Source organism: Bradyrhizobium zhanjiangense (genome assembly GCF_004114935.1).
GTDB lineage: Bacteria > Pseudomonadota > Alphaproteobacteria > Rhizobiales > Xanthobacteraceae > Bradyrhizobium > Bradyrhizobium zhanjiangense.
In genome coordinates this window covers 9,065,585-9,082,833 of sequence record NZ_CP022221.1, presented here as the reverse complement: position 1 = coordinate 9,082,833, position 17,249 = coordinate 9,065,585, and the positions used below count along the sequence as shown (strand labels likewise).

Below are 17,249 nucleotides of genomic sequence, written 5' to 3'. Positions count from 1 at the left end.
TCTCCGCAAACGAGGGTGGGCACGGCGCAAAGTCGTCTTTACCCACCCTACGAGACCTTAAGTCAACCGCCGCGCCTGGCATCGGCTTGCGGCACCGAGGAGCAACCAACATGTCGTACAAGAACTTCAGGGTTGAGACCGATTCCGACGGCATCGCGCTCGTCACCTGGGACATCCCGGGCCGTTCGATGAACGTGCTCGACGAGACTTCGACCAACGAGCTCGACGCCATCGTCATGGCGACCACGGCAGACGCCGCGGTGAAGGGCGTCGTCATCACCTCGGCGAAAGAAGCATTCTGCGCCGGCGCCGACCTGTCGATGCTCGAAGGCATGAACCAGGCTTATGCCAAGGTGTTCAAGGAGCAGGGCGAGACCGCGGCGAACCAGATGCTGTTCGACCAGAGCCGCCGCTTCTCGCAGGTGCTGCGCTCGATCGAGACCTCCGGCAAGCCGTGGGCGGCCGCGATCAACGGCCTCGCGCTCGGCGGCGGTTTCGAGATCACGCTATGCTGCCACTATCGCGTGGCCGCGGAGAATCCCAAGACCCGCCTCGGCCTGCCCGAAGTCAAGGTCGGCCTGTTTCCCGGCGCGGGCGGCACGCAACGCGTGCCGCGCCTGGTGCCGCCGCAGGACGCGATGACGATCCTGCTCAAGGGCGATCCTGTCACGGTGGAGAAAGCGAAGGCGCTGAATCTGATCCACGCCATCGTTCCCGCCGCCGATCTCATCAAGGCGGCCAAGGACTGGATCAAGGGCGGTGGCAAAGCGGTCGCGCCCTGGGACGAGAAGGGTTTCAAGCTCCCCGGCGGCCCGGTGTTCTCCAAGGCCGGCATGATGATGTTCCCCGCCGGCAACGCCATCTATCGCCGCGAGACCTACGACAATTATCCGGCCGCGCGCGCGATCATGAGCTGCGTCTATGAAGGCCTGCAGCTGCCGATCGACGCCGCGCTTCGCGTCGAGTCGCGCTATTTCACCTCGGTGCTGCGCTCGAAGGAAGCGGCTGCAATGATCCGCAGCCTGTTCCTCTCGATGCAGGAATTGAACAAAGGCGCCCGCCGTCCGAAGGACGTGCCGCCCACCAAGGTCAAGAAGATCGCCGTGATCGGCGCCGGCTTCATGGGCGCGAGCGTCGGCTACGTCTCGGCCCGCGCCGGCCTCGACGTCGTCCTGATCGATCGCGACCAGGAGAGCGCCGACAAGGGCAAGGCGCATGCGCAGAAGGTGATCGAGGAGCAGATCAAGAAAGGCCGCGCCAAGCCTGGCGATGCCGAAGCGCTGCTCGCGCGCATCACGGCGACGGCGGACTATGCCGCGCTGAGGGACGTCGACCTCGTCATCGAGGCCGTGTTCGAGGACCGCAAGGTCAAGGCGGAGACCTTCGCCAAGGCGCAGGAATACCTGAAGCCCGACGTGATCTTCGCGTCCAACACCTCGACGCTGCCGATCACCTCGTTGGCCGAGAGCTTCAAGGACCAGGGCAAGTTCGTCGGCATCCACTTCTTCTCGCCCGTCGAGAAGATGATGCTGGTCGAGATCATCCTCGGCAAGAACACCGGCGATGTCGCGCTCGCGACCGCGCTCGATTACGTCCGGCAGATCGGCAAGACGCCGATCGTCGTCAACGACAGCCGCGGCTTCTTCGCCAACCGCTGCGTCGGCCGCTACGTCGCCGAAGGCAACGAGATGTTCCTCGAAGGCGTGCCGCCGGCGATGATCGAGAACTGCGCCAAGATGGCCGGCATGCCTGTCGGCCCGCTCTCGCTGTCGGACGAAGTCGCGCTCGACCTCGGCCTCAAGATCATGAAGGCGACGGAAGCCGATCTCGGCCCCAACGCCATCAACCCCGACCAGAAGAAGCTGATGGTCGAGATGGTCGAGAAGCAGGGCCGGCTCGGCCGCAAGAACAGCAAGGGCTTCTACGACTATCCCGAGAAGGGCAAGGGTCAGAAGAGCCTGTGGCCAGGCCTGTCGGCGTTGCAGCCGAAGCAGCTCGACCCTGATACGCTCGACGTCGAGGAGCTGAAGCAGCGCTTCCTGGTGGTGCAGGCGGTGGAAGCCGCGCGCACGGTCGAGGACCGCGTCATCACGGATCCGCGCGAGGCCGACGTCGGCTCGATCCTCGGTTTCGGCTTCGCGCCGTTCACCGGCGGTACGCTGTCCTACATCGACTTCATGGGCACGAAGAAGTTCGTCGAGCTCTGCCACAAGTTAGAGGCCAAATACGGCTCGCGCTTCACCCCGCCGAAGTTGCTGGAAGAGATGGCGGCGAAGGGCGAGACTTTCTACGGCCGGTTCGCGCCGAAGAAGGCGGCGGCCTAAGAGAGCCAGTAGCCCGGATGGAGCGAAAGCGAAATCCGGGACAGCATCTCCTCGGATGCTGGAGTTACCCGGATTGCGCTTCGCTCCATCCGGGCTACGCAGACTGCGCAGAAACAAAAGGCCGGATCATCGATCCGGCCTTTTTTTGTTCTCCGTGATCGAACGGCGAGAATGCGCGGCCCGATATCGGGTCACCGGCGCCGCTTCAAATCCCAGCCACGCTCGCTCCGCCCTGGCACCGCTCTTGCTAATGAATCACCGGATGACCATTAGCATTGAAGGTGTCCCGCAATGATCCCGACGGTGTCCCAAGACAGCGCAGCCGGCGTTGCGATAAGACACGCGCCGCTATTTCTGGTGGGGCGGCTGTGGCCGCGCCGCGGGCTCCTCCGGCGGCGTAGAAAAATTCCCTCGTGGGCCGGCCTGGCCCTACTCGCTCTCTTCTTCGATATGGCGATGGCGATGCTCGCCTGGTTCGCCGTCGATCTCGTCCTGCATTGAGAGCTTCCCTCTGTGCAGGTGGAACGTTGCCGCCAAATAGGCGAGCTGGCCGGTAACGAGACAGCCGACGACGATCGGAATCCCGGTCCAAAATCCGAAGCCTGAGGTCTGAAGGACGGTTGCGGCAAGGATCGCGGTCGCCGGCGAGACCAGCGACAAAGCCCAGACTCGGAAGAATAGCCCCGTCGCTAATCCAGTGATTGCACTCGCGAGCAAGAGGAGGAGTACGGTTGTCACGAGAGCTTCCCAGTTCGGGGCCCGCATCGCGGGCCCTAGCTGAAGTAGAGCCAACCGGATTGCTCTCACAAGGATGGTGACCTCCGCCGAGCACGCAAGGCAGAGCTATTGTTAACTCCGACAATGCTCGTAAAATTGATATCAAGACATCTCGAACCTCCGGGTTTCCCTGAGCGGTTCAAGCAAAAGAGCCGGATCATCGATCCGGCTCTTCATCATCTCGCCTGTTGTGGTCTGGCCTTACGCTGCCTGGACCAATCCTTCCTTCTTCAGCGCTTCCTGCACCTGCGGCCGCGCCGCGACGCGGGCCTTGTAGGCGGTCAGGTTGGGCATCGCCGAGAGGTCGAACTTCATCCGGTCGCCCCAGGTCAGCATCGTGAAGAGATAGCCGTCGGCGACCGTGAACTGCTTGCCCATGAGGTAGTCGCGGCCAGCGAGCTGGCTGTCGATATATTTCAGCTTGCCCATGACGCGATCCTTGAAGAAGGCCTTGGCCTCGTCGTTCAGCGCCGGGGCGAACAGCGGGCCAAAGCTCTTGTGCACCTCCGAGGTGAGGAAGTTGAGCCATTCGAGCAGCTTGTAGCGCTCGGAACTGTCGCGGGCGGGGGCCAGCGCTTTGCTTGATGCCTGATCGGCGATCATCTGGACAATCACGGGGCCTTCGGTCACGATCTCACCGCTATCGAGGCCCAGCGCAGGAACCTGGCCCTTGGGGTTCAGCTTCAGATAATCCTCGCCATTTTCGAGCTTCTTGGCTCGGATATCGACCTTGACCAGCTCATAGGGCAGGCCGGCTTCCAGGAGCGCGATGTGGGGGGACAGGGAGCAGGCGCCGGGCGAATAGTACAGTTTCATGGAATTTCCTTCTCGTGACGCTTGGCGAGGGCGAAAGAACGACTACATGCGCTTGCATGAAATAGTCAAGATTGATGCAGCTGCATCGAATGGGGTAAAGAGCGGGCGACGAGCTTGAGCGCGACCATGAAACGCAAACCATCGACCGAGGCAACTTCGGCCTGGATCCGCCTGATGCGGGTGCAGAGCCGCGTGCTCGACTGTGTCGAGCAGGACCTGAAGAAAGCGGGGTTCCCGCCGCTCGCCTGGTATGACGCGCTGCTCGAATTGTCCCGCGCCCCCTCTGGCGAGCTGCGGCCGGTGGAGCTCGAACGCCAGATGCTGATCCCGCAATACTCGACCTCGCGGCTGATCGACCGCCTGGTCGACGAAGGTCTCGCCTCGCGGCGCGAATGCAAGATCGACAAGCGCGGCCAGTTCGTCGAGATCACGGAAGCCGGCCGCGAGTTACAGAAGCGGATGTGGGGCGCTTATTCAGCCGCAATCGAGAAATATGTCGGTTCGAAACTATCGGACGCCGACGCCGTCAAGCTCAGTGGTCTGCTTGATCGCCTAGGCTGTTCGTGCGGCGAGATGAAATTGCCGCCCGTCGCCAACGTCAACGAAAGCACACCGTCGCGATGATCGCGCGGCAAACCAGCACGTCCGCGCGCCCGGCGGGTTCGCGGACCCTCCCCGTCACCCGCGCGTTCGGTCGAAGCGCTTTTTGATTAGAGTTTGATATGGCGCGAGACCAGATCGATATGACGCCACTGCAATCGCGCGACGAGCTCGTCGCGTGGATCGAGGCCGGCTGCAAGGACCCCTCCGAATTCCGCCTGGGGACCGAGCACGAGAAGACGCCGTTCACGCTCGAAGGCCATCGACCCGTGCCTTACGAAGGAGCGCGCGGCATTGGCGCGCTGCTCGAGGGCATGAAGCTTCTGCTCGGCTGGGAGCCGATCATGGAGAGAGGCAACATCATCGGCCTCTACGACGTCACCGGCGGCGGTGCCATCTCGCTCGAGCCCGGCGGACAGTTCGAGCTCTCCGGTGCGCCGGTCGAGAACGTGCACCAGACCCAGAGCGAGCTGATGGCGCATCTGGCGCAAGTGCGCGAGATCGCAACGCCGCTCGGCATCGGCTTCCTCGGGCTCGGCATGACGCCGTCCTGGTCGCGCGCGGACATCCCGGTGATGCCCAAGGGCCGCTACAAGATCATGACCAACTACATGCCGAAGGTCGGCCAATACGGCCTCGACATGATGTACCGGACCTGCACGGTGCAAACCAATCTCGACTTCTCCTCGGAAGCCAACATGGTCAAGAAGCTGCGAGTGTCGCTCGCGCTCCAGCCGGTCGCGACGGCGCTGTTCGCCAACTCGCCGTTCACCGAGGGCAAGCCGAACGGCTTCCTCTCCTTCCGCTCCGAGATCTGGCGCGACACCGACAATGCGCGTTCGGGCATGATGCCCTGGGCGTTCGAAGACGGCATGGGCTTCGAGCGCTATGTGGACTACGCGCTCGACGTGCCCATGTATTTCGTCAAGCGCGGCGAGGACTACATCGACGTGTCGGGCTCCTCGTTCCGCGCCTTCTTCGACGGCCGCAACAACAATCTGCCCGGCGAGCGGCCGACGCTGTCGGACTGGGCCAACCATCTCTCGACGATCTTTCCCGAGGTGCGGCTCAAGCGCTATCTCGAGATGCGCGGCTCCGACGGTGGCCCGTGGGGCCGGTTGCCGGCGCTACCGGCGTTCTGGGTCGGGCTGCTCTACGACGACGTCTCGCTCGACGCTGCCTGGGAAATCGTGAAGCACTGGAGCGCGCCTGAACGTCAGGCCTTGCGCGACGATGTGCCGCGCTTCGGCTTCAAGTCGCGGATCAGGGATCGCTATCTCTTCGAGATCGCCAAGGAGTGCCTCGTTCTGGCACATGCCGGCCTGCGCCGGCGCGGTCGGATCGACCAGCTCGGCCGCGACGAGACCCGGCATCTGGAGCCGCTCGATCGCATCATCGATTCCGGCCGCACGCCGGCCGAGGAGATGCTGGACAAGTTTAATGGTCCCTGGAAGGGTTCTGTGGAACCGGCCTACGCGGAATACGCTTTCTAGACCAATAGGCTAACGATCGGGAACTGAGCGTTCATCGCACGTACAGGTTTGCGGCCATCAAATGATCGGCTGAAAAAACCTGAGCGTCGTCAATAACTCGAAAGCTGTTCCGATGGGGAAGGGTCGCCTGTCCGGGGGCGTCATCGCAAGCGTCGTGGCATGCGCCGCGCTGCTTTCGCTCGTGTTTGCGAGCGTGCCGGCGCCCGCGCAGACGGCGTTCGACCGCCCGGGCGGCGACTATTTCAACACGCCGGTCACCTCGGGTGACCCTGAGGATTGTGCGCTGCTCTGCGAGCGTGACCGCCGCTGCCGCTCCTGGAGCTTCAACTATCCCGACGTCGAAGGCGGCTCGGCGGTGTGCTGGCTCAAGAATACGGTGCCGGCGCGCGTGCCGGGCAATTGCTGCATCTCCGGCGTCCGCGGCGCCGGCGTGATCGAGCCGCGCATCGAGGGCGTGGAAACCTCGATCGATCGTCCGGGTGGGGACCTGCGCAATTTCGAGCTCAAGGTCGGCGAAGGCGAGGAGGCCTGCAAGGCCGCCTGCACCGCCGACAACAAATGCCGCGCCTTCACCTATGCCCGTCCCGGCTACACCGGGCGCGAGGCGCGCTGCTTCCTGAAAAAGGAAATCAAGCCGCCGCGGCGGAAGGCGGGATTCACGTCGGGCGTGGTGAGATAAGCAGGATCCCGGTAGCAACCATTAAACGCCGAGGAGTTTTTCAGTCCACGGCGTTCCGCGTTGCACGACGGTGTTGGCATAGATGAGCAGCTTGCGCGCGCATGCGATGAGAGCGGCATTGTGAGCCTTTCCGGCCGCAGTCAGGCGGGCATAGAGGGCCATGACGGCCTTATTCCAGCGGAAGGCCGCAGGCAGGGCTGCCGCAAACAGAGAGCGACGCAGGCGAGCGCGGCCGCCGGCGATACGGCGTTGGCCCTTGTACTGCCCGCTATCGTTGTCGAAGGGAGCCAGCCCGGCAAGGGCTGCGACTTCCTCCCGGCTGACACGGCCGAGTTCAGGCATGCGGACCAGGAGGGCCAGTGCCGTGCGCTCACCGATCCCGGGAATGCTCATCACGAGGTCAAGGCGGACAGCGAGATCGTGGTGAGCGCGTAGTTGCTTGGCGATGTGACGGATTTGGGAGAGCCGCCTTGCCTTCAACCGGGCAATGTCATCCAGCACGATGCGGCGTAGCCCAGGCTTATCGAGATGCTCGAGCCGGGTCTTGAAGCGCTTGATGTCGTCCTCGATCTGCTCGAGGAAGGTGAGCTGCTCGGCGAGCTCCGCCAAGCGCGGATCCGGCGCACTCCTCACCTCTTCGAGCGATGCCGCGCAGGCAGCAATCAGCGCGGCATCCAGCGTATCGTTCTTGGCGCGACGCAATCGGGAGCGGCCGAACGCCTTGACCTGGATCGGCTGCAGCACCAGCACGATGACGCCGGCCGCACGCAAATGCTCCACTACCCACGCTCGTAACCGCCGGTCGCTTCGATCCCGACTCGCTTGACGCCAGCTTTGGTCAGCAGTTGCACCAGCTTCCGCCAACCGGGAAGGTCGTTGGCGACCTCCCAACCCTCGTCTCGACCATGAACTACAATGTCGAGCTTCGCCTTGGACGTATCGATTCCCGCTGTCGTCGTGCTAGTCTGTGCCATCTTCGTCGACCCTGCCTTGTGAAGCGAACCTGATTGTTCCGGCAACCATCCGGGTCCGATGAAGGTGCTGGCGCGATCCTGCTACGGGGCAGCCACAAACTGCTCAGGGTGGGCGCGATCCGATCGCCAGCGGCCTGCCGCGGGTTGCAGCCGCGGCAGGCCATTCCTCACGGAACACGCCGACAATATCTGATTGCGCTATTACAAGGGTGGGCAAAGGCGCGAAGCGCCGTGCCCACCATCTTCCCGCCAGCGCGGGGTTGCTGGGCACGCTTCGCTTTGCCCACCCTACGGCACCTCACTCCGCAGCGATCACCGTAAGCTCCGGCCACAGCGCCTTCCATCGCGCAGCCTTCGCCGCATAGTTCGTCGCAGAGAAATTCGCGCCCGGATTGGGACGCGTAATCAACGCCGCCACATCATCGAAGCCGTGCGGTGCGTAGACCTCATGGCCATCATCTGTGCGTCTCACGCCGACTTGCGTGTTCTGCGTGAGAAAGCGGTCGATGCCATCGGACGCGCGCGTCAGGGGCGGATAGGGCAGGCCGTGCTTGCCGGGATACCAAAGATGCACGCGCGCCTGGTTGCGGGTCTCGACCTTGACGCCGAGATGACCGAGCCGCGCAGATACATCCCGGATCACCGCGTCTTCCGCCTCCCATGAGGTGTCGGAGTCGAAATAGAACACGTCGTAATCGGCGATCCCGTGATCGACCGCGCGGCCGGTGAGCACGTTCCACACTGTCTGCACCAGGCATCCAGAGACCAGCCATGCATCCGGCAGCGCGAGGCGATGCAGTTCATCGATGATCGCGACGTTGACGGGATTTCTCAGCGCAAGTGCGAGGAATTCGTCACGGTTCATCGTGAGATGAGGAGTCTCAATGCACGGCGGTGAAGAACCGCGCGAGCCTGAAGCCGGAGAGCCAGGTCCACACCGGCTGGCCGCGGATGCCGAGATCCCAGGAGCCGAGCACGGCGTCCGCGCGGCCGACCAGATTGTCGATCGGCAACAGGCCCACGCCGCCGGAGCGCAGCGGCACGCGGCTGTCGGCGGAGTTGTCGCGGTTGTCGCCGAGCACGAACAGATGGCCTGCTGGCACCGTCACTTCCGGCGTGTTGTCCAGCGGGCCGTTGTCGCGCATCTTGAAGATCAGGTGCGACACGCCGTTCGGCAGCGTCTCGATATAGCGGTAGGCGGGCTCGCGGCCGCCATTGTCGTCCTCGGCAGCGCCAACGCCATCGGGCTTCAGCTCAGCGGGGCGGTCGTTGATGAAGAGCTGGCCCTGCCGCATCTGGATGCGGTCGCCGGGCAAGCCGACGACACGCTTGACCCAGGCCTGCGAGCGATCACCGGGCCAGCGGAACACGACGACGTCGCCGCGTTTCGGCGTCTCAGCGAAGACGCGGCCGGTCTCCGGCAGGTTGATCTGGATCGGCAGCGACGAAGTGCCGTAGCCATAGGGGAATTTCGAGGCGAGCAGCGCATCGCCGATCAAGAGCGTCGGCTCCATCGAGCCTGACGGCACGTAGAACGGTTCGGCCAGCGCGCCCTTGGCAATGAACACGGCGGCGACGATGCCGGCCAGCTGCATCAGCTGCCCGCCCCAGCCGCTGCTCTTCCGTTTGGTGGTGACAGTCACCTTTTCTTCCACGCTCATGCGCCCGTTCCACCTACTGTAATGCGCTCCATCAACAGCGATGGCTGGCCGACGCCGACAGGCACGCCCTGGCCGTTCTTGCCGCAGGTGCCGATGCCGGTGTCGAGTGCGAGGTCGTTGCCGACCATGCGGATGCGGTGCAGATCGGTCGGCCCGTTGCCGATCAGCATGGCGCCCTTCAGGGGCGCCCCCAGCTTGCCGTTCTCGATCTTGTAGGCCTCGGTGCACTGGAACACGTATTTGCCCGAAGTGATGTCGACCTGGCCGCCGCCGAAATTCGCGGCGAACACGCCGTTCTTCACGGAGGCGAGGATCTCGGCGGGATCGCGGTCGCCCGCGAGCATGTAGGTGTTGGTCATGCGCGGCATCGGCACATGGGCGTAGCCCTGGCGGCGGCCGTTGCCGGTCGGCTTCATGTTCATCAGGCGCGCGTTCTGGCGGTCCTGCATGTAGCCGACCAGGATGCCGTCCTCGATCAGCACGGTGCGATTGGTCGGCGTGCCCTCGTCGTCGATCGAGAGCGAGCCGCGGCGCGAGGCGATGGTGCCGTCGTCAACCACGGTGACGCCCTTGGCAGCGACCTGCTGGCCCATCAGGCCGGCAAAGGCCGAGGTCTTCTTGCGGTTGAAGTCGCCCTCGAGGCCGTGGCCGACCGCTTCATGCAGCATCACGCCGGGCCAGCCGGCGCCCAGCACGACGTCCATCTCGCCGGCTGGAGCCGGAATTGATTCCAGATTGACCAGCGCTTCGCGCAGCGCGCCGTCGGCGGCTTCGCGCCAGGACCTGCTCTCGATGAATTCGCCATAGCCGGCGCGACCGCCATAGCCCTTGCTGCCGCTCTCCTGGCGGTCGCCCTGGCCGGCGACGACAGAGATGTTGACGCGCACGAGCGGGCGGATGTCGCGATAGCTCTCGCCGTCGGGCCGCAGGATCTCGACGACCTGCCAGGTCGCGCCCAGACTGACGCTGACCTGCCGCACCCGCGGATCCTTGTCGCGCAGATAGGCGTCGATCTCGGCGAGCAGCTTTACTTTGGTCTCGAAGCCGGGGGCATCGAGCGGATTGTCGTCACTGTAAAGCCGCACGTTGGTATGCGCTGGCGGGGCGGCAAAACTGCCGGAATAGCCACCGCGCACGGCTGCGACTGCATCGGCGGCGCGAATCAGCGCCGGCAGCGAGACGTCGGAGGAATGCGCATAGCCGACCGCATCGTCCTTGACGGCGCGCAGGCCAAAGCCCTGCGAGGTGTCATAGGTCGCCTGCTTCAGCCGCCCATTGTCGAACATCAGCGCTTCGGTCTGGCTGTACTCCAGGAACAGTTCGCCATCGTCGGCGCCGGCAAGCCCGCGCGCGACCTCGTTGCGAACCTGGTCGCGGTCGAGATTGGCACGGTCGAGCAGGGAGGTTGTGGCAGGGTTGGTCATGCGTCCGTCCATTATCGGGGGATGTGGGGCAAGATAATGGTTTCGGACCGGTTCCGCGAGGGCGCCAAGCCTCACATTACGGAAACAATAGAATCGCCCGGTCGTCGAGCCGTCCTACGGCAGCTTGTCGTAGCCCTCGCCGAGCCCGTTCAGGCTGAGCGGGAAGCCGATGCCTTCTTCAGGGGTCTCGAAGATGATGAAGGTCGCAGTCTTGGCGCTGCGGAGCTGGCCCAGCAGCTTGTCGTCCATCACCACTTCCGCGACGCAGCCGTTAGGCAGGCATCTGACGAAACCGGCGCGGCCGACGTCCTGGTTGTCGAGCTTGAGGCCGAGGCCGGAGGGCAAGAGCACGCCGAGCGGGGCGACCACCCGCATCAGGCGGCTCTTCTGGTCGGCGGTCTTGAGCACGATCACGGTCAGGCCGGCATTGGAGCGGTCCTCCGCCACCACGCTCTGGATCAGGGCGCATTGCTCGGTCTGGGCGCCGGGCGGCGTGTCACAGCGGATCTGCCAGTCGCCATGGACGGAGCGCACCGCGCCCTGCGCATGGGCAAGACCGGGCAGCGCCAGGAAGGCAACCGCCAGCAGGGCGGCCAGCATCGTGAGGCCGCCAGCCTGCCTTGCCATGCATCTCGAAAGCCCCATCGGGTCGGTCCCTCTGCTCGCCTGGGTCGCTCGCACCTGGCGGACTGATACGGGAATGACGGCGTCTTGAAGGCAATTCCCAAGCAAATTCCGCGCCGCCGCGCGCCACCATCGCCCGCACGAATCAGGATCCTGCGCGGCTGTTTGCCAGTGCCTACCGCGGGCAATTCCGCTGTCAAGTCGCAGCGTGCCGGGAAACGGCATTTTTGTCTGATGTTACTAGGAAATATCTTGCGGGTGATGCCTGGCAGATGAGGCCCAAGACTGCATTGCGATAGATCAAGAATTATGGTTTGAGAGGCTTGATTACGGCGTTCTAGCGATCTGGCCCCAATTCCTCTTAGAGGTATTCTTGCGCGGCGGTTTGTCAGACGGGCGGATCGAATAAGCGTTTCCCGGAAACAGGGGAATGCACGTGGGGTGATTTCGTAAGGGGAGCGCGAACGGCATGAGGATGTCGATGGGCCGGATGGGCCGGCAGTTGCTGGGATTGGCCGTGGCGGGTCTGACGCTGGCGACGGGCGGTGTGGCATTCGCCGAGCTCGGGCAACCGGCGCCGTGGGAGTGGACGCTCCAGCAATCCGGCTCGCCGGTGATGGACAACATCGTCTGGTTCCACAACTTCCTGTTCGTGCTGATCACCCTGATCACGCTGTTCGTCCTGGCGCTGCTCGTGGTCGTGGTCATCAAGTTCAATGCGAGGGCCAATCCGGTGCCGTCGCGGACCACCCACAACACGCTGATCGAGGTGGTGTGGACCCTGGTTCCGGTGCTGATCCTGGTCGGCATCGCGGTGCCGTCGTTCCGCCTCCTGTTCCTCGAGCTCGACGTGCCAAAGGCGGATCTGACCGTCAAGGCGACGGGCAAGCAATGGTACTGGTCCTATGCCTATCCTGATAACGGCAAGTTCGAGTTCGACTCGCTGATGGCCCAGGACAAGCAGCCCCGCCTGCTCGGCGTCGACAACGAGATGGTGGTGCCGGTCAACAAGGTGATTCGGGTCCAGACCACGGGCGCGGACGTCATCCATGCCTTCGCGCTGCCGGCTTTCGGCGTCAAGATCGATGCCATTCCGGGCCGGCTGAACGAGACCTGGTTCAAGGCCACCAAGACCGGCATGTATTACGGCCAGTGCTCGGAGCTGTGCGGCAAGGATCATGCCTTCATGCCGATCGCGATCCGCGTGGTCGACGACCAGGAGTTCGCCTCCTGGGTCGAGACCGCGAAGAAAAAATTTGCGAGCGGCGGCACCAGCACCTACGCCTCCGCGGCCGGCCCGACGCAGTAAGCGCCGGGCGCAGGCTCGAGGGACTGAAAGCGACATGAAGGGCGGGACCGCATAAGGTCCGAATGGGACGCAAGGCAGGATTTGAAAATGGCAACGAGCGCAGCGGCACACGGCGATCACGCGCATCATGACGAGCACGCCCATCCGACCGGATGGCGGCGCTACGTCTATTCGACCAACCACAAGGACATCGGCACGATGTACCTGATCTTCGCGGTCATCGCCGGCCTCATTGGTGCGGCGATGTCGATCGCGATCCGCGCCGAGTTGATGTATCCGGGCGTGCAGATCTTCCACGAGACGCACACCTACAACGTCTTCGTGACCAGCCACGGCCTGATCATGATCTTCTTCATGGTCATGCCCGCGATGATCGGCGGTTTCGGCAACTGGTTCGTGCCGCTGATGATCGGCGCGCCGGACATGGCGTTCCCGCGCATGAACAACATCTCGTTCTGGCTGCTACCGGCCTCCTTCGCGCTGCTCCTGTGCTCGACCTTCGTCGAGGGCGAGCCGGGCGCCAACGGCGTCGGCGCCGGCTGGACCATCTACGCGCCGCTGTCGACCTCGGGCCATCCGGGCCCGGCCGTCGACTTCGCGATCCTGTCGCTGCACCTTGCCGGTGCCTCGTCGATCCTCGGTGCCATCAACTTCATCACCACGATCTTCAACATGCGCGCGCCGGGCATGACCCTGCACAAAATGCCGCTGTTCGTCTGGTCGATCCTGGTGACGGTGTTCCTGCTGCTGTTGTCGCTGCCGGTGCTTGCCGGTGCGATCACCATGCTGCTCACCGACCGCAATTTCCACACGACGTTCTTCGCGCCCGACGGCGGCGGCGATCCCGTGCTGTTCCAGCACCTGTTCTGGTTCTTCGGTCACCCCGAGGTGTACATCCTGATCCTGCCCGGCTTCGGCATGATCAGCCAGATCGTCTCGACCTTCTCGCGCAAGCCCGTGTTCGGCTATCTCGGCATGGCCTACGCCATGGTCGCGATCGGCGGCATCGGCTTCGTGGTGTGGGCGCACCACATGTACACGGTCGGAATGTCCTCGGCGACGCAGGCCTATTTCGTCGCCGCCACGATGGTCATCGCAGTCCCGACCGGCGTGAAGATCTTCTCCTGGATCGCCACGATGTGGGGCGGCTCGATCGAATTCCGCGCGCCGATGATCTGGGCCGTGGGCTTCATCTTCCTGTTCACGGTCGGCGGCGTCACCGGCGTCGTGCTGGCGAACGCGGGCGTCGATCGCGTGCTCCAGGAGACCTACTACGTCGTCGCGCACTTCCACTACGTGCTGTCGCTCGGCGCCGTGTTCGCGATCTTCGCCGGCTGGTACTACTGGTTCCCGAAGATGTCGGGCTACATGTACAATGAGTGGCTTGCCAAGCTGCACTTCTGGGTCACCTTCATCGGCGTCAACCTGGTGTTCTTCCCGCAGCACTTCCTCGGCCTGTCGGGCATGCCGCGCCGCTACGTCGACTATCCCGATGCGTTCGCGGGCTGGAACCTGGTCTCCTCGGTCGGCTCCTACATCTCCGGCTTCGGCGTCTTGATCTTCCTCTACTGCGTGATCGACGCTTTCGCCCGCAAGGTGCCGGCTGGCGACAATCCGTGGGGTGCGGGCGCAACCACGCTGGAGTGGACGCTGTCCTCGCCGCCGCCGTTCCACCAGTTCGAAGTGCTGCCTCGCGTGCAGTAAGTCATCGTCCGGGGCGCCCGTGACGGGCGCCGCGGCTCTTCACGAAGCGAGTTGAATTAAGTGTCCGTCCTCGACCACAACGCCATCGACATCAATCCCCGCATCTCCGAAGCGGAGGTCGGCGATTACATCGCGCTGCTCAAGCCGCGGGTGATGTCGCTGGTGATCTTCACCGCGCTGGTCGGGATGGCGATGGCGCCCGGGCATTTCCACCCCGTGCTGGCGATCACCTCGCTGCTCTGCATCGCAGTCGGTGCCGGTGCCTCCGGCGCGCTCAACATGGCGCTCGAAGGCGACATCGACGCCAAGATGTCGCGCACGGCGAACCGGCCGATCCCGCGCGGCCGCATCACCCGTCCCGAGGCGATGGCGTTCGGCATGACGCTCGCCTTCTTCTCGGTGATGACGCTCGGCATCCTCGTCAACTGGATCGCGGGCGCGCTGCTCGCCTTCACCATCTTCTTCTACGTCGTGATCTACACGATGTGTCTGAAGCGCTGGACCGCGCAGAACATCGTGATCGGCGGCGCCGCCGGCGCGCTGCCGCCGGTGGTGGCCTGGGCCGCCGTGACGGGCACGGTCGACGTCGAGCCGCTGCTGCTGTTCGCCATCATCTTCTTCTGGACGCCGCCGCATTTCTGGGCGCTGGCGCTATTCCGCTCGGACGATTACGCCCGTGCCGGCATTCCGATGCTGCCCAATGTCGCCGGTCCCGACGCGACGCGCCTCCAGATCCTGCTCTACACCATCGTGCTGATCGGGGTCGCCGCCGCGCCCTGGGCGCTCGGCTATTTCGACGCCATCTACGGCATCGTCTCGCTGATCCTTGGTGCCGGCATGCTGGTGCTCGCCATCAACGTCTACATGCGCCGCGAGCGCAGCCAGTCGCTGCGCGCGACCCGCAAGCTGTTTGCCTTCTCCATCCTTTATCTGTTCGCGCTATTCGCAACCTTGCTGGCCGAGGTCGTGTTCCGGGCGCTTGCTCCGATGGCATGGGGCGCATGAGGCAGGGATGGCCGACAAACCCGAGCCAGATGGAATCGTCCTCACCGAGGCGCAGAAGAAGAGCCGTCGTCAGCGCTCGATCGCCATTGCTTTGGCGCTCGGCGTGCTCGTGGTGCTGTTCTTCGCCGTCACCATGGTCAAGGGACCGGCAGTTCTAGTGCGGCCGATGTAGGAAGATGGATCACGAGCCGACCATATCGCAGGACGTCAGCGCCAAGCCGGCCAAGCGCCGCGGGCTGGGTCGCGATGTGGTGGTCGCCTCGATCTGCGGCGGCGTGGTGGCGCTGATGGTGGGGGCATCCTACGCGGCGGTGCCGTTCTACAACTGGTTCTGCCGCGCTACCGGCTTCAACGGCACCACCCAGGTCGCGACCTCCGCGCCGGCGACCGGCCCGATCGCGCGAAAAATCTCGGTGCGTTTCGATTCCAACGTCGCGCCGGGCCTGCCCTGGAAGTTCGAGCCCGAGCAGAGCGAGATCGAGGTCAACATCGGTCAGGTCACGACCATCTACTACACCGTGACCAACCAGGCCGCGCGCACCACCGCGGGCCAGGCCGCCTATAACGTCGCGCCGCTGACGGTCGGGTCATATTTCCAGAAGATTAACTGCTTCTGCTTCACCGAGCAGACCATGGCGCCCGGCGAGAAACGGGAGATGCCGGTCGTGTTCTACGTCGATCCATCGATCGCCGACGACCACGAGAATGACGGGCTGAGCACGATCACGCTGTCCTACACGTTCTATCCGGTGAAGGATCCCGTGGTGAAGCCGCTGGCATCCGGCGAACGCGACAAACGCAAGGGAAATCTCTGATCGCTGGGCTCGTGGCTCGGGGGTTGGACACAAGGGGATAAGTGCCTGATAGGCACGGGATTGAGGAGAGAGACCGCAAATGGCAACGGCGCACACCAAGCATCACGACTATCATCTGGTCGATCCCTCTCCTTGGCCGGCCGTCGGCTCGCTGTCGGCCTTCATCATGGCGGTCGGCGCGATCGCCTGGATGCATCACATGTTCTCGGCTGCGCCGATCGTGTTCGGTGTCGGTACCGTCGGCGTGCTCTACACCATGGCGAGCTGGTGGGGCGACGTGATCAAGGAAGCCCAGTACAAGGGCGACCACACCCGCGTCGTGCAGCTCCATCATCGCTACGGCATGATCCTGTTCATCGCCTCCGAGGTGATGTTCTTCGTGGCCTGGTTCTGGGCCTATTTCAACGCGGCGCTGTTCCCCGCGGACGCTGTCCATGCCACCCGCGATGCCGTGTTCGGCTGCGGCCTCGGCACCCAGGCCGGCGCCTGCTCCGTTCCCGGCACTTGGCCGCCAAAGGGCATCGAGACCTTCGATCCCTGGCATCTGCCGCTCCTGAACACGCTGATCCTGCTCACCTCCGGCACCACCGTGACCTGGGCGCACCACGCGCTGCTTGAGAACGATCGTCAGGGCCTGAAATACGGCCTGATCCTCACCGTCGTGTTGGGTGCGCTCTTCACCTGCGTGCAGGCCTATGAGTACAGCCACGCGGCGTTCTCGTTCGGCGGCAACGTCTACGGTGCGACCTTCTTCATGGCGACCGGCTTCCATGGCTTCCACGTGCTGGTCGGCACCATCTTCCTGCTGGTCTGCCTGTTCCGCGCCTATGCCGGCCACTTCACGCCGAAGCAGCATCTCGGCTTCGAGTTCGCTGCCTGGTACTGGCACTTCGTCGACGTGGTCTGGCTGTTCCTGTTCCTCTGCATCTATGTCTGGGGTCACGGCGCCGAGACCATGGCTCACGGTGCGCACTGAGCCTGCGAGGCAGATGATCAGAAGGGGCGGCCGCTGGGCCGCCCTTTCGCTTTCCGGCCGCCGCAAGC

Annotated in this window: 18 protein-coding genes; 10 read left to right on the top strand and 8 right to left on the bottom strand. The window is 64.1% G+C overall.

Going from position 1 to position 17,249, the window contains the following annotated elements; genetic code table 11:
• The first annotated feature begins 110 nt into the window (after positions 1 to 110).
• Positions 111 to 2,324: an FAD-dependent oxidoreductase gene (locus XH85_RS43410; protein ID WP_128936829.1), complete on the top strand. Its 2,214-nt coding sequence runs from the start codon at positions 111 to 113 to the stop codon at positions 2,322 to 2,324.
• Between the two features lie 429 nt (positions 2,325 to 2,753).
• Here the strand turns inward: XH85_RS43410 and XH85_RS43405 are convergent, their stop codons facing one another.
• Both XH85_RS43405 and gstA read right to left on the bottom strand, forming a co-directional pair.
• Entirely contained in the window at positions 2,754 to 3,062 is a 309-nt protein-coding gene (locus XH85_RS43405) for a hypothetical protein (protein WP_245473872.1), read from the bottom strand.
• 240 nt (positions 3,063 to 3,302) lie between these two features.
• Positions 3,303 to 3,917: a glutathione transferase GstA gene (gene gstA / locus XH85_RS43400; protein WP_128936827.1), complete on the bottom strand. Its 615-nt coding sequence runs from the start codon at positions 3,915 to 3,917 to the stop codon at positions 3,303 to 3,305.
• A 126-nt stretch (positions 3,918 to 4,043) separates the two neighbouring features.
• Between gstA and XH85_RS43395 the strand changes: the two genes are divergently transcribed.
• The 3 genes from XH85_RS43395 to XH85_RS43385 all read left to right on the top strand — a co-directional run bounded on the left by XH85_RS43395 (position 4,044) and on the right by XH85_RS43385 (position 6,689).
• The gene (locus tag XH85_RS43395) at positions 4,044 to 4,541 is read left to right on the top strand and encodes a MarR family winged helix-turn-helix transcriptional regulator (RefSeq protein ID WP_018644966.1); all 498 of its coding nucleotides are present in this window, start codon (positions 4,044 to 4,046) and stop codon (positions 4,539 to 4,541) included.
• Positions 4,542 to 4,639: 98 nt separating this feature from the next.
• On the top strand, positions 4,640 to 6,010 hold the full coding sequence (locus tag XH85_RS43390) for a glutamate--cysteine ligase (protein ID WP_128936826.1): 1,371 nt from the start codon (positions 4,640 to 4,642) through the stop codon (positions 6,008 to 6,010).
• A gap of 112 nt (positions 6,011 to 6,122) precedes the next feature.
• Positions 6,123 to 6,689 carry a PAN domain-containing protein gene (locus XH85_RS43385; protein ID WP_128936825.1) on the top strand — a complete coding sequence of 189 codons (567 nt, stop codon included), beginning with the start codon at positions 6,123 to 6,125 and terminating at the stop codon, positions 6,687 to 6,689.
• A gap of 21 nt (positions 6,690 to 6,710) precedes the next feature.
• Here XH85_RS43385 and XH85_RS43380 read toward each other — a convergent pair whose 3' ends face one another.
• The 6 genes from XH85_RS43380 to XH85_RS43360 all read right to left on the bottom strand — a co-directional run bounded on the left by XH85_RS43380 (position 6,711) and on the right by XH85_RS43360 (position 11,393).
• Positions 6,711 to 7,469, bottom strand: coding sequence for a transposase (locus tag XH85_RS43380; RefSeq protein WP_245473871.1), 759 nt, complete (start codon positions 7,467 to 7,469; stop codon positions 6,711 to 6,713).
• Positions 7,469 to 7,663 carry a hypothetical protein gene (locus XH85_RS47205; RefSeq protein ID WP_245473870.1) on the bottom strand — a complete coding sequence of 65 codons (195 nt, stop codon included), beginning with the start codon at positions 7,661 to 7,663 and terminating at the stop codon, positions 7,469 to 7,471. The genes XH85_RS43380 and XH85_RS47205 overlap by 1 nt, the downstream gene beginning before the upstream one ends.
• A 298-nt stretch (positions 7,664 to 7,961) precedes the next feature.
• Entirely contained in the window at positions 7,962 to 8,528 is a 567-nt protein-coding gene (locus XH85_RS43375; RefSeq protein ID WP_128936824.1) for a nucleotidyltransferase family protein, read from the bottom strand.
• A gap of 16 nt (positions 8,529 to 8,544) precedes the next feature.
• Positions 8,545 to 9,324 carry a signal peptidase I gene (gene lepB, locus XH85_RS43370; RefSeq protein WP_091885205.1) on the bottom strand — a complete coding sequence of 260 codons (780 nt, stop codon included), beginning with the start codon at positions 9,322 to 9,324 and terminating at the stop codon, positions 8,545 to 8,547.
• Positions 9,321 to 10,748, bottom strand: coding sequence for a metalloprotease TldD (gene tldD, locus XH85_RS43365; protein WP_128936823.1), 1,428 nt, complete (start codon positions 10,746 to 10,748; stop codon positions 9,321 to 9,323). Before tldD ends, lepB begins: the two co-directional genes overlap by 4 nt.
• 114 nt (positions 10,749 to 10,862) lie before the next feature.
• Entirely contained in the window at positions 10,863 to 11,393 is a 531-nt protein-coding gene (locus tag XH85_RS43360; RefSeq protein WP_091885207.1) for an invasion associated locus B family protein, read from the bottom strand.
• Positions 11,394 to 11,841: 448 nt separating this feature from the next.
• Here XH85_RS43360 and coxB point away from each other — a divergent pair, with 448 nt between their 5' ends.
• From coxB to XH85_RS43330, 6 genes are all read left to right on the top strand, one after another.
• Positions 11,842 to 12,681 carry a cytochrome c oxidase subunit II gene (coxB, locus tag XH85_RS43355; RefSeq protein WP_128936822.1) on the top strand — a complete coding sequence of 280 codons (840 nt, stop codon included), beginning with the start codon at positions 11,842 to 11,844 and terminating at the stop codon, positions 12,679 to 12,681.
• 87 nt (positions 12,682 to 12,768) lie between these two features.
• Positions 12,769 to 14,385, top strand: coding sequence for a cytochrome c oxidase subunit I (ctaD, locus tag XH85_RS43350; RefSeq protein WP_128936821.1), 1,617 nt, complete (start codon positions 12,769 to 12,771; stop codon positions 14,383 to 14,385).
• Positions 14,386 to 14,445: 60 nt separating this feature from the next.
• Positions 14,446 to 15,390 carry a heme o synthase gene (locus tag XH85_RS43345; RefSeq protein WP_128936820.1) on the top strand — a complete coding sequence of 315 codons (945 nt, stop codon included), beginning with the start codon at positions 14,446 to 14,448 and terminating at the stop codon, positions 15,388 to 15,390.
• Positions 15,391 to 15,397: 7 nt separating this feature from the next.
• On the top strand, positions 15,398 to 15,562 hold the full coding sequence (locus XH85_RS43340) for a hypothetical protein (RefSeq protein WP_018644977.1): 165 nt from the start codon (positions 15,398 to 15,400) through the stop codon (positions 15,560 to 15,562).
• Between the two features lie 4 nt (positions 15,563 to 15,566).
• Positions 15,567 to 16,205 (top strand): cytochrome c oxidase assembly protein, encoded by a 639-nt coding sequence (locus tag XH85_RS43335; protein WP_128936819.1) that lies wholly within the window; start codon positions 15,567 to 15,569, stop codon positions 16,203 to 16,205.
• Between the two features lie 79 nt (positions 16,206 to 16,284).
• Positions 16,285 to 17,181: a cytochrome c oxidase subunit 3 gene (locus tag XH85_RS43330; RefSeq protein ID WP_091885221.1), complete on the top strand. Its 897-nt coding sequence runs from the start codon at positions 16,285 to 16,287 to the stop codon at positions 17,179 to 17,181.
• Positions 17,182 to 17,249: the final 68 nt, after the last annotated feature.